Consider the following 12,696-nt stretch of genomic DNA (forward strand, 5'->3'; position numbering starts at 1 on the left):
ACCCGCGTCAGTTGGTTCCATTCAGCTTGGTCCTCGCATATTCGGTGATCTCGGCGCCGCCCTTGGCGTTCCACTCGGCGACGTAGTCGTCCCATTTGTCGATCGGCAGCTCGCCGGAGATGAACTTCCAGACATAGCTGCGGTACACGTTTTCCGCCGCGTCCAGCCGGGCCGTGTATTCGCTGGGGAAAACGAAGGCGTCGTCCGGCGAATAGTATTTCTGCGCGATCGCGATCGACTTCTCGGCCTGCTCCGACAGCAGCGGCACCGGCGGCTTCCACGCCTCGGGATTGGCGATGATGAAGCGCGGATACCAGGTCGCCATCTTCTCGGTGATCTTGATGGTGCCGCCGTCCTTGACCCATTGCTCGCCCTCGAAGCCCATGCGGTCGATGCTCTGGCCCTCGGGGCTGGCCATGAAGTCCATCAGGGCGACCACGTCCTCCTTGTGCTCGGACAGGGTGGACATGGCGAAGCCGCGGCTCTCGCGGCTGACGTCGACGGCGCGCAGCCCCTGCCCGCCCGGGCCCTTCGGCGGCTCCAGCGGCACCAGGGTCGCGCCCGGATGCACCTGGCGCATCTTGCCCTGGTAGATGTCCATGTTGACGCCGACCACGCCGAGGATCACCCCGACACGGCCGGAGTAGAACTTGTCCTCACGCGTGTCCCATTTGGTGGTGATGAAGTCGGGGTCCAGCAGCCCCTCCGCGAACAGCTTGCGGTAGAAGGCGACCTTGTCGCGCTCCTGCGGCGAGACGCGGGAGTGGATCCACTGCCCGGAGGCATCCTTCAGCCATGTGGCGCTGACGCCGAAGGCCTGGTTGAAGATCTCGTCGAGCTCGTCGGTGGCGCCGGCCGGCGGGATGGTGGCCACCGTGATGCCCCAGCTGTCCTTCTTGCCGTTGCCGTCGAGATCGGAGTCCTTGATCTTGCGGAACAGGGTCTCCCAGTCCTCCAGCGTCTGCGGCGCCGGCAGGCCGGTCTTCTCCAGCCAGTCCTGGCGCATCACGCCGGTCTTGGCGCGCACCGGGAACGGGTAGATCAGATAGGGATAGTTCTCGAGCCGCGGCTTGTTGTGCGCCCACAGCGCCTGCTTCAGATGCGGCGCCTTGTCCAGCCAGGGCCGCCAGTCCTCCAAGAGGCCCTGCTCGACGATCTTCTGGTCGCCGCCTTGGAAATAGATCAGGTCGGGGATGTCGCCCGACAGCAGCATCAGCGACAGCTTGTCGGCATAGCCGCCGGGCGGCACGTCGACCAGGTCGATCTTCACCGGATGGCCCTTGGCGGCCATGCCGGCCTCGATCGCCGCCACCAGCTTGACGTCGTCCGGGTTCGACTTGGTGAAGTCCTTGCTGACGATGCGGATCGTCACCGGGTCGGCGGCCTGCGCCGAAGGCCCGGCGGTCAGCGCCGCCGCGAACACCAGGGCCAGCGCGGGTCCCAGAAGCATCTTGCCCATTGCGTCTCCTCCTCGACTTTCTGGTTGGGGGTCACGGCGGCGGCTCATCCTTTCACGGCTCCGCTCATGGTCCCCTTGGTGAAGAACTTCAGGATCAGCGGATAGATCGCCAGCACCGGGATCAGGGTCAGGATGATCATCCCGGCCTTCAGCGCGCGCAGGTCGATCTGGCTGCCGCCGGTGTACTGGTTCATGGCGTCGAGCCCGACCATCAGCGACTTGTCGCCTTCGACCACGAACTGGCGCAGCACCACCTGCAGCGGCCACATCGCCGGGTCGTTCAGGTAGATCATCGCCCGGAAGTATTCGTTCCAGTGCAGCACCGTGTAGAACAGGGTGATGGTGGCGATCGCCGGCAGCGCCAGCGGCGCCACCACGTACCAGAGGGTCTGCAGCGGCGAGGCGCCTTCCATCTCGGCCGCTTCCAGCAGCTCCTTCGGGATCTCCTCGAAGAAGCGGATCAGCACGATCAGGTACCAGGCGAAGACGCCGCGGTAGAGGATCACCGACCAGTAGGAGTTGAGCAGGCCGAGCTGCTTCATCACTAGATAGTCCGGCACCACACCGGGCTCGAACACCACGGTGACCAGGATGAACACCAGGATCGCCCGGCGCCCGGGCAGGCCTTCGCGCGACAGGGCCCAGGCCATCAGCGTGGTGGCGACGACGTTGATGACCGTGCCGGCGACGGTGATCAGCAGGCTGTTGCCCAGCCCCTTCAGCACCTGCGGATGGGTCAGCAGCACCTGCCAGACGTCGAGCGAGAAGCCGTGCGGCAGCACGGCCAGGCCGCTCATCCCCGGCACCTCGGCGCTGTCGGACAGCGACACGGCCAAGAGGTTCAGGATCGGCTGGACCGTGACCACCACCATCAGCAGCAGGGCCGAGCAGATGATGGCGTATTCGATGCGCTCGAACGGCGTGCGGCGAATGCGGGACGCGGCCATCACCACACCCCCTTGCCGGTCAGGCGCTTGGAGACGAAGTGGGCGGCCAGGATCATGCCCATGCCGATCACCGCCTTGAACACGCCGGCGGCGGTGGCATAGGCGTATTCGCCGCCGACCAGGCCCATGCGGTAGACATAGGTGTCGAGGATATCGATCCGATCGCGGATCGCATCGTTGGAGAAGTTGAACACCTGGTCGAAGCCGGCGCTCATGAAGGCGCCGAGATTGAGGATGAACACCGTCGCCATGGTCGGCACTAAGGCCGGCAGGGTGACGTGCCAGATCTTGCGCCAGCGGCCGGCGCCGTCGATCGTCGCGGCGTCGTAGAGCTGCGGGTCGATCGCCATCACCGCGGCGAGGAACAGCAGTGAATCCCAACCGGCGCTGCGCCACATCTCGGAGAAGACCAGGACCCAGAGGATCGAACCCTCCGAGGTCATGAACGGCACCGGCGCGAAGCCGAACAGGCCGAGGACGTCGTTGACCGTGCCGTCGGTCGGCGACAGCACGGCGATGAACACGCCGGCGATGACGATCCAGGACAGGAAGTGCGGCAGGTAGATCACCGACTGCACGAAGCGGCGGTAGCGCCGGCCCCGCACCTCGTTGACCAGGAGCGCCACGATCACCGGCACCGGGAACAGGAACACCAGCTTCATGGCGCTGATCAGCACCGTGTTCCACAGCACCTGGTAGAACACCGGGCTGTCGAACAGCGCCCGGAAATGCTTCAGCCCGACCCAGACGCTGGGGCCGATGATGCGGTAGTCCTGGAACGCCAGCTTGGCCTGCCAGATCGGCAGGTAGTGGAACACCACGAAGTACAGCAGGCCCGGCAGCAGCATCAGATAATAGCCGCGCCAGCGCCAGACGCGCCGCAGACTGGACTCGCGGGCGGCCTTGGGAACGTTCCCAGAAATGGCCGGCGTGAGGGCCGGAGAGCTCTGATCGAGGCCGGTCATGTCAGGCGCTCTTCTTCCGGACGCTGCGCAAGGTCCGCGGCGGGGCGGCGACCGAGGCGCGCTCGACGATCCGGCACGGCAGCACGGTGTGGATGATGTCGCCGGCGCCCTCGATCTCGGCCTGCAGCAGCCGCATCGCCTCCACGCCCATGTCGTAGCGCGGCTTGTCGACCGTGGTCAGGCCGGGGTCGGTGAAGCCGCCGGCCTCGACCCCGTCCATGCCGATGATCGAGACGTCGCGCGGGCATGACAGGCCGGCGGCGCGGGCCGCCAGGATGGCGCCGACCGCCATCAGGTCGTTGGCGGCGAAGACCGCGGTCATCCGCCGGCCCTCCCGTTCGATCAGCCGGCGCATCGCCGCCTGGCCGGAGTCCGCGGTGTAGTCGCCCTCGTCCATCGGCAGGGAGGCGAGATCGAAGCCGTGGCGCTGCCAGTGCGCCTGCGCCTCGGTGACGAAGCGGGTGCGGGCGACGCGGCGGTCGCGGCCGTTGATCAGGCCGATATGGCGATGCCCGGCGGCGATCAGATAGTCGAGCGCCAGGCGCACGCCCTGGGCCACGTCGCTGCGCACGCTGGAGAATTCGGGGAAGCGCTCGCCGGAGGAGCCGATCACCACCACCGGCGCCTCGGTCTGGCGCAAGAGGCCGCGGTCGTCGGTCGCCGGGTTGAGAATGAGGCCGTCGACCCGGGCCTGGCGCAGCGCCTGGAGATGCCGGCGCTCCCGCTCCGCGTCCCAGTCGGAGCTGAAGATCAGCACCGACCGCCTCGAAGCCTCCGCCTGGTCCTGGGCGCCGCGGGCGAGGTCGGCCCAGAACGGGTTGGAGATGTCGGGGATGACGAGGCCCAGCATGCGGCTGCGGCCGGTGCGCAGGCCGAAGGCCAGGTGGTTGCGCTCATAGCCCGACTGGCGGACCGCCTCCTCCACCCGCTTGCGGGTTTCGGCATGCACCGCGCCGACGCCGGACAGGACGCGCGCCACGGTCGTCTTCGACACGCCGGACAGGCGGGCGACGTCGATGATCGTGGGCTGGCGCTTGCCGTTCAAAGGCATCTCCCCCAGTGCAGCCGCTGCCCTCTCTCGGACAGATTGTGGGAACGTTACCAATTCCCCCCTCCGCCCGTCAAGCAAGCATCTCTGGCGACGATTATGCGTGGTCGTTCCGGTCCTGGAAAGACTCTTTTCCCACCCTCTCCACCTCTCGAAAGGAGTCAGCCGACGGGACGGAACCGAACCGGGCGCCCCCTATTGATGCAGGCGAGGCCGCGACGCGGCGGGTTCCCGCCGCGGCAGCCTTAACGAGATTCCGAACCTCGGCGGGCGCAGCCGCCTCGGCCCGCTCCGCCGAAAACAGGAAGAAATCCTTTGATCCGAGGCAAAGCGATTTCTTTTGCCAGACAATATTCCCGCCGGGTGGTCCAGACCAATTCCAGGATCCGCGCCGAAGGAAAGATCATTTCAATTTACAAGACATTGACATTTGTTGGCGCGAATCACGATGCAAGGGCGAACGAAAGCGGCATAATGGCCCCTAATACTAAAGAATGAGGTGGAGGATGAGCGACGACCGAGAGGAACGGATTCGGCGGCGCGCCCATGAGATCTGGGAGGCGCTGGGCCGGCCCGAGGGCGGGCAGCAGGAGCATTGGGCTCAGGCCGAGGCGGAGATCCTCGCCGACGAAAGCGAGGGCACCGACAGCGTGCCGGAAGGCGCCGAGGAGCTGAACCCAGATGTCGCAGCACCGAAGCGCCGCTAAGCCCCGGCGGCAGCCGCCGGCTCCGGCCGGATACAGGCCCCCGCCGGCCGGCCCGCGCCGCTGGGCCATGGCGGAGTCCGCCCGGGCACGGCATGCCATGCCGTTCGGCGCCGAGCTGCGCCCGGATGGCAGCACGCGGTTCCGCCTGTGGGCCCCCGACGTCGAGGCCGTGACCCTGCTGCTCGGGCAGCACGGCGCCCCCGTGCCGCTGGCTCCCTTGCCCTTGGAACGCCTGGATGACGGCTGGTTCGGCCGCACGGTGGCGGGGGTGCCGGCGGGCACGCCCTACCGCTACCGGCTGCCCGACGGCGCCGAGGTGCCGGACCCGGCCTCGCGCGCCCAGCAGGGCGGCCCCTTCGGCCCGTCCCTGGTCTGCGATCCGCACGCCTATGACTGGCAGGCGCAGGGCTGGCGCGGAAGGCCCTGGCACGAGGCGGTGATCTATGAGCTGCATTGCGGCGCGATCGGCCGGCCCGGCGGCTTCGCGGCGGTGGAGCAGCGGCTCGACCATCTCGCCGGCCTCGGCGTCACCGCGGTCGAGCTGATGCCGGTCGCCGATTTCGCCGGGTCGCGCGGCTGGGGCTATGACGGTGTGCTGCCCTTCGCCCCGGCCTCGATCTACGGCACACCGGACGAGCTGAAGCGCCTGGTCGACGCGGCGCATCGGCGTGGGCTGATGGTGTTCCTTGACGTCGTCTACAACCATTTCGGGCCGGCCGGGAACTTCCTGCCGCTCTACGCCAGATCCTTCTTCGACCCGGCGCGGCCCACGCCCTGGGGCCCGGCGATCGATTTCCGCCGGCCGGAGGTGCGCGCCTTCTTCCGCCACAACGCCCTCTACTGGCTCGAGGAGTTCCGCTTCGATGGGCTGCGCCTCGATGCCGTGCATGCCATCGCCGACGGCAGCCGCCCCGACATCCTGACCGAGATCGCCGGGGCGGTGCACGCCGCCTTCCCCGACCGGCACATCCATCTGGTGCTGGAGAACGACCGTAACGAGGCGCGACGGCTGGCCGGCACGCCCTGCGCCTCGGCCTGCTACGACGCGCAGTGGAACGACGACCTCCACCACGCCGCCCATGCCGCGCTGACCGGCGAGGCCGACGGCTACTACGCCGACTATGCCGATGCCCCGGTGGCGCGGCTGGGCCGGGCGCTGGCCGAGGGCTTCGCCTATCAGGGCGACTGGTCGGGACGGCGCCGGGCGCCGCGTGGCGAGCCGAGCGCGCATCTGCCGCCCACTGCCTTCGTCGCCTTCCTGCAGAACCACGACCAGATCGGCAACCGCCCCCTCGGCGACCGGCTGACCACCCTGGCCGAGCCGGCGGCAATCGAGGCGATGACCGCGGTGCTGCTGCTGGCGCCGCAGATCCCGCTGCTGTTCATGGGAGAGGAATGGGGCAGCCATCAGCCCTTTCCCTTCTTCTGCGACTTCGAGGGTGAGCTGGCGGATGCGGTGCGCCACGGCCGGCGCGAGGAGTTCGAGCAGTTCGCCGGCTTCGCCGACGCGGCCGAGACCCTGCCCGACGCGCTCGACCCCGCCACCTTCGAGGCCGCGGTGCTGCAGCCGGAGGAGAGCGATCCGCTGGCGGCGCGCCGGCTCGATCTGGTGCGCCGGCTGCTCGATATCCGGCAGCGGTCGGTGATGCCGCTGCTGGCGGCGCGCGGGATCGGCCCGGGCATCGATCGCAGCCGCGACCGGATGCTGGATGTCGCCTGGATGCTGAACAGCGGCGGCTGGCTGCGCATCATCGCCCATCTCGCTCCTGGCAAGGCGCCAGCCTGGGAGGCGCCGTCCGGCGAGATCCTGTTCGAGAGCGCGCCCGGCCTTGCCGCCGCCCTGGCCCGAGGGGCCGAGGGCTGGGGCGTGGTCGTGGCGCTGGAGCCGGCGGCATGACGGCGGTGGCCGACCCACCACGCGCCACCGCGCGACTGCAGATCCATTCCGGCTTCACGCTGGACGACGCCCGTGCCGCCCTGCCCTATCTCGCCCGGCTCGGCATCAGCCATGTCTACGCCTCGCCGCTGCTGGCCGCCCGCCCCGGCTCGCCGCATGGCTACGACGTGATCGACCCGACCCGGATCGACCCGGAGCGCGGCGGCGAGGCCGGCTTCGAGCGCTTCACCGAAGCGCTGCGGGCGCACGGCCTGGGGCTGATCCTCGACATCGTCCCGAACCACATGGCGGCCACCCCGGACAATCCCTGGTGGCGCGACGTGCTGGAGCACGGCCGGGCCAGCCCGCACGCCGTCGCCTTCGACATCGACTGGGACGCGCCGGCCCATCCCGGCCGGGTGCTGCTGCCGATCCTCGGGCGCCCCTATCGCGAGGCGCTGTACGCCGGCGACATCGGCCTGCGTTTCGACGAGGAGACCGGCCGTTTCTTCGTGGTGGTGCCCGGGCACACCCTGCCCATGGCCCCCGGCACCGTGGCGATCGGCGCCGCGATCGAGCACAGCGTGCCGGAAGAGATGCACAATATGCTGGAGCAGCAGCATTACCGCCTGGCCCATTGGCGCGTGGCGGCGGCCGAGATCAACTATCGCCGCTTCTTCGATATCGACGATCTGGTGGCGTTGCGGGTCGAGGACCCGGCGGTGTTCGACGCCACCCACGGCCGCATCCTCGGCGCCGTCGCCGCTGGCCAGGTCCGGGGCCTGCGGATCGACCATGTCGACGGGCTGGCCGACCCGGCCGGCTACCTGGCCCGGCTGCGCCGGGCAGTCGACACCGTCCGCCCCGCCGGCACCCCGTTTTATATCGTGGTCGAGAAGATCCTGGCCGAAGGCGAGGAGCTGCCGGCCGGCTGGCCGGTCGACGGCACCACCGGCTACGAGATCGCCAACATCGTCCATGCGCTGCAGCTCGACCCCGCCGCCGCCGAGCCGATCCGCGCCGCCTATGCCGGCTTCACCGGCGACCGCGGCACCATGGCCGACACCGTCCGGCACTGCCGCCGCGCGGTGATCGAGGGCAGCTTGGCCGCCCCCTTCGCGGCGCTGGTCGATGCTGTCGACCGGCTGGCCCGCTCCGGCTGGGTCGACGGGAGCCAGGCCCGCACCGCGATCCGCCTGACCCCAGCCGCGATCCGCGAGGCGCTGGCCGCGGTGATCGAGCGCCTTCCCGCCTATCGCGGCTATGTCGGCTGCAGTGGCGACGGCACGGCCTTCGGCCTCGACGCCGCGATCGGCGCCGCCCGCGCCGCCCTGCCGGCGACGTGCGGGACGGCGCTGACTCTGGTGGCCGAGCTCATGACCGGCCGCGTCCCGGGCGAGGAGGCCGCCGGGATCCTCTGCCGATTCCAGCAGCTGACCGGCGCGGTCGCGGCCAAGGCGGTGGAGGACACCGCCTTCTACCGCCACGTCCCGCTCGTCTCCCTCAACGAGGTCGGCGGCCGGCCGGAGCGCTTCGGGATCGAACCGGCGGAGTTCCACGCGATCTTCGCCCGCCGCCGGCGCGACTGGCCGGATGCCCTGTCGGCGCTGTCGACCCACGACCACAAGCGCGGCGCCGATGTCCGCGCCCGCCTCGCGGCGCTGAGCGAGCTGCCGGCGGACTGGCAGGCATGCCTCGCCGCCTGGTCCGCCCTGCTGGCGCCGCATCGCGGCGGCAGCGACGACCGGCCGGTGCCGAGCCGCCGGCACGAGTACCTGTTCTACCAGACCGTGATCGGCACCTGGCCGGCCGGCGGCCCGCATGCCGGCTATGCCGACCGGATCGCGGCCTACATGCGGAAGGCGGCGCGCGAGGGCAAGGACGAGACCAGCTGGATCGATCCGAACCAGGCCTATGAGGCCGGGCTGGAGCGTTTCGTCCGCGCGGCGCTGGCCCCCGGCAATCCCTTCACGGCCGCGGTCACGCCCTTCGCCGGGCGCGTTGCCCGCATCGGCGCGGTCAACGGCCTGACCCAGCTGGCGATGCAGATGACCCTGCCCGGCGTGCCCGACCTGTATCAGGGCACCGAGGGATGGGACCTGTCGCTGGTCGACCCGGACAACCGCCGCCCCGTCGACTGGGCCCAGCTGGCGGAGCAGCTCGACCGTGTGGCCGGGGCCGATCCGGAAGAGCTCGCCGCCGCCTGGCCGGACGGGCGGATCAAGCATTGGCTGACGGCGCGGCTGCTGCGCCTGCGGCGCGAGGACCCGGCCCTGTTCGCCCGCGGCGACTATGCCCCGGTCGAGGCATCGGGCCCGGCGGCGGCGCATGTCGTGGCCTGGCGCCGGTCGCTGGACAGGCGGCACCTGGTCGTCGCCGTGCCGCGGCTGGTCGCCGGCCGGCTGAACGGGGCGCTGGGCCTGGCAGGCTTCGACGGCACGGTGCTGGAGCTGCCGGACGGAACGGATGGTGGGGGTGAAGAGCGGAGGGGTGTGGGCAGCCGGGTCGATCTCGGCCCCGTCTTCGGCCGGCTGCCGGTCTTGCTGCAACGTGTTGGAGGTCGCGATGGTCAATAGAGTCCTGCGCCTGATCTCGAACCCCAGCGCCGCGCGTCGCGGGCCCGGCCTGCCCCTGTCTCGCACCCCGGGCCCCGACGAGCCGCAGCGGGAGGATTTCGAGAGGCTGGGCTTGTCGGTCTCCGCGACCGGTGCCGACCGGGTCGAGCTGACCGGCTGCTTCGCCGAGCGGGTCGACATCCGCGCCGTCGCCCGCCCGCCCGGGGATGAGGAGGAGCCGGCCCCGGTGGTCTGGGACGTGCTGGGCCATTGGCGCAAGCGGCGGCGCCTGTGCCTGTGCCCGACCGATGTCGACGAATGGCTCGGCCTGCGCAGCATCGACGCCTTCGCCCTGTTGCGCGGCCTGCGGAACGATGCGCTGGCCGAAGCGTTGGGACCGTCGGCGGCCACCGACGTGTTCGAATGGCGCGGCCATAGGGTGCTGAACCCGTTCCGCGACCGCTTCGGCAACGAGACCAGCCCGGCGAGCGAATACGGGGCGGACTACCGGCTGTGGCGGGCACGCTGGCGGGACGCGCTTTGATACCGGGAAGGCCATGAAAATTCATCGCCATCCCGTGCGCGCTGCGGTGCGGAGTACCGCGGCGCAGACACGGGATCTCGGTGTCGGCATCGAGGCGATCCCGGTCTGCGGCGCACCACGGAGCGCAGCAAGGCGCCCGGGATGACGGGGTAGAAGCAAGGGCGCAGAGATATGAGAACGGTCGGGGCCCCCGCGGGCGGACCGGGGCCAGAGGGGAAGCGGATGGTCAGACGGGCGCAGCCCGCGGTGCGGGTGCTGGAAGGGCAGCCCTTCCCGCTCGGCGCCACCTGGGATGGGCTGGGCGCGAACTTCGCCCTGTTCTCGGCCAATGCGACCAAGGTCGAGCTGTGCCTGTTCGACGAGGAGGGCAAGCGCGAGACCGCTCGGGTCGAGCTGCCGGAATACACCGACGAGGTCTGGCACGGCTACCTGCCCGATGCCCGCCCCGGCACCATCTACGGCTACCGCGTGCACGGGCCTTACGACCCCGCCGCGGGCCATCGCTTCAACCCGAACAAGCTGCTGCTCGACCCCTACGCCAAGCGACTGGTCGGCCAGCTGGCCTGGGACGACGCGCTGTTCGGCTACACCATCGGCGCGCCGGAGGAGGACCTGTCCTTCGACCCCCGCGACAGCGCCCCCTTCATGCCGAAATGCCGGGTGGTCGACCCCGCCTTCACCTGGGGCCGCTCGCGCCCGCCGGCGGTCGGCTGGGACCGCAGCGTGATCTACGAGCTGCATGTCCGCGGCTACACCATGCGCCACCCGGCGGTGCGGCGGCGGCACCGCGGCACCTTCGCCGGCCTCGGCCACCCCGAGGTGGTCGGCCATCTCAAGAATCTCGGCGTCACCACGGTCGAGCTGATGCCGGTGCACGCCTTCATCCCCGACCGGCACCTGCTGGACCGCGGCCTGAGCAATTTCTGGGGCTACAACACGATCGGCTTCTTCGCGCCGCACCCGCTCTACTCCGCCACCGGCCAAACCGCGGAGTTCAAGGAGATGGTGGCGCGGCTGCATGACGCCGGGCTCGAGGTCGTGCTCGACGTCGTCTACAACCACACGGCCGAGGGCAATGAGCGCGGCCCCACCCTCTCCTTCAAGGGCATCGACAACGCCTCCTATTACCGGCTGATGCCGGGGGACGGCCGCCACTACATCAACGACACCGGCACCGGCAACACGCTGAACCTCAGCCACCAGCGGGTGCTGCAGATGGTGACCGACAGCCTGCGCTACTGGGTCATCGAGATGGGCGTCGACGGCTTCCGCTTCGACCTCGCCACCATTCTCGGCCGCGAGGCGCACGGCTTCGACGAGGGCGGCGGCTTCCTCGACACCTGCCGCCAGGACCCGGTTCTGGCCGGGGTGAAGCTGATCGCCGAGCCCTGGGACCTCGGCCCCGGCGGCTATCAGGTCGGCGGCTTCCCGCCGGGATGGGCGGAGTGGAACGACCGCTTCCGCAACACCGTGCGCGGCTTCTGGAAGGGCGACGAGGGCCGGGTCGCCGACCTCGCCTCGCGCCTCGCCGCCTCCGGCGACCAGTTCAACCGCCGCGGCCGCAAGCCCTGGGCCAGCGTCAACTTCGTGACCGCCCATGACGGCTTCACCCTGCACGACCTCGTCTCCTACAACGACCGGCACAACGGGGCGAATGGCGAGGACAACCGCGACGGCCACGCCGACAACCTGTCCTGGAACCACGGCGTGGAGGGCCCGACCGACGACCCCGCGATCCGTGCCCTGCGCGAGCGGCAGAAGCGCAACCTGATGGCCACCCTCCTCCTGGCCCAGGGCACGCCGATGATCCTGGGCGGCGATGAGTTCGGCCGCACCCAGAAGGGCAACAACAACGCCTATTGCCAGGACAACGAGATCGGCTGGGTGGATTGGGAGGCGATCGGCGAGGACGGCCGCCGCCTGACCCAGTTCGTGCGCCGGCTGATCGCGCTGCGCCAGCGCTACCCGGTGCTGCGCCGCAGCCGCTTCCTGACCGGCGTCTACAACGAGGAGTTGGACGTCAAGGACGTGGCCTGGCTCAAGCCCGACGGGCGGGAGATGGAGAACGGCGACTGGGCCAACCCGCAGAACCGGTGCCTCGGCATGCTGATCGACGGCCGCGCCCAGCCGACCGGCATCCGCCGCCGCGGCTCCGACGCGACGCTGCTGCTGCTATTGAACGCCCACCACGAGCCGGTGCCGTTCCTCTTGCCGGAGGTGCCGGACGGCGCCTTCTGGACCGCCCTCGTCGACACCGCCGAGCCGGAGGCACAGCCCCGCGGGCATCTGCCGGCGGGGGAACCGTTCGCGCTGCAGGGCCGGGCGATGGTGCTGTTGTCGGCGCAGACGGGGGCGTGAGGATAATCGCCTACAGGGCAAGACCATTTTTGCTGTGGAGTGTCTCCGCCCCCTCAACGCCGTGACAGTTGCTCTAGCGCCTAGCGACATGGCAAAATCACAGTTTTCATATGGTGAAATTACGAAGAAATCACTCTTGCGGTTGCCCGCCGAATACAATTATACCGAGCGCCATTGTCCGTGTGATAGGAGCTATCGTGCGAATGCATACATTAGCACGCGGAAGTGGCAGACTTA

Annotated in this window: 9 protein-coding genes; 5 read left to right on the forward strand and 4 right to left on the reverse strand. The window is 69.7% G+C overall.

Annotation, left to right across the window (positions count from 1 at the left end; translation table 11 throughout):
* Window positions 1–7: 7 nt before the first annotated feature.
* The 4 genes from KXR53_RS13095 to KXR53_RS13110 are packed head-to-tail and all read right to left on the reverse strand — an operon-like array spanning window position 8 to window position 4,416.
* A complete protein-coding gene (locus tag KXR53_RS13095; RefSeq protein WP_437375612.1) occupies window positions 8–1,459 on the reverse strand; it encodes an extracellular solute-binding protein in 1,452 nt (483 codons plus the stop codon).
* 44 nt (window positions 1,460–1,503) lie between these two features.
* Window positions 1,504–2,406: a carbohydrate ABC transporter permease gene (locus KXR53_RS13100; RefSeq protein ID WP_437375613.1), complete on the reverse strand. Its 903-nt coding sequence runs from the start codon at window positions 2,404–2,406 to the stop codon at window positions 1,504–1,506.
* Window positions 2,406–3,371, reverse strand: a complete 966-nt coding sequence (locus KXR53_RS13105; RefSeq protein WP_437375614.1) for an ABC transporter permease — start codon at window positions 3,369–3,371, stop codon at window positions 2,406–2,408. Before KXR53_RS13105 ends, KXR53_RS13100 begins: the two co-directional genes overlap by 1 nt.
* Window position 3,372: 1 nt before the next feature.
* Entirely contained in the window at window positions 3,373–4,416 is a 1,044-nt protein-coding gene (locus KXR53_RS13110) for a LacI family DNA-binding transcriptional regulator (protein WP_437375615.1), read from the reverse strand.
* Between the two features lie 509 nt (window positions 4,417–4,925).
* Here KXR53_RS13110 and KXR53_RS13115 point away from each other — a divergent pair.
* The 5 genes from KXR53_RS13115 (at window position 4,926) to glgX (ending at window position 12,459) form a co-directional block, all read left to right on the forward strand.
* The gene (locus tag KXR53_RS13115; RefSeq protein ID WP_437375616.1) at window positions 4,926–5,126 is read left to right on the forward strand and encodes a DUF2934 domain-containing protein; all 201 of its coding nucleotides are present in this window, start codon (window positions 4,926–4,928) and stop codon (window positions 5,124–5,126) included.
* 97 nt (window positions 5,127–5,223) lie between these two features.
* Window positions 5,224–7,023, forward strand: coding sequence for a malto-oligosyltrehalose trehalohydrolase (treZ, locus tag KXR53_RS13120; protein WP_437375617.1), 1,800 nt, complete (start codon window positions 5,224–5,226; stop codon window positions 7,021–7,023).
* Window positions 7,020–9,578, forward strand: a complete 2,559-nt coding sequence (gene treY / locus KXR53_RS13125; RefSeq protein WP_437375618.1) for a malto-oligosyltrehalose synthase — start codon at window positions 7,020–7,022, stop codon at window positions 9,576–9,578. Before treZ ends, treY begins: the two co-directional genes overlap by 4 nt.
* Window positions 9,568–10,101, forward strand: a complete 534-nt coding sequence (locus tag KXR53_RS13130; RefSeq protein ID WP_437375619.1) for a hypothetical protein — start codon at window positions 9,568–9,570, stop codon at window positions 10,099–10,101. The genes treY and KXR53_RS13130 overlap by 11 nt, the downstream gene beginning before the upstream one ends.
* Before the next feature lie 222 nt (window positions 10,102–10,323).
* Window positions 10,324–12,459, forward strand: coding sequence for a glycogen debranching protein GlgX (gene glgX / locus KXR53_RS13135; protein WP_437375620.1), 2,136 nt, complete (start codon window positions 10,324–10,326; stop codon window positions 12,457–12,459).
* Window positions 12,460–12,696 lie beyond the last annotated feature (237 nt).

It is taken from the genome of Inquilinus limosus (assembly GCF_051487185.1).
Lineage (GTDB): Bacteria > Pseudomonadota > Alphaproteobacteria > DSM-16000 > Inquilinaceae > Inquilinus > Inquilinus limosus_F.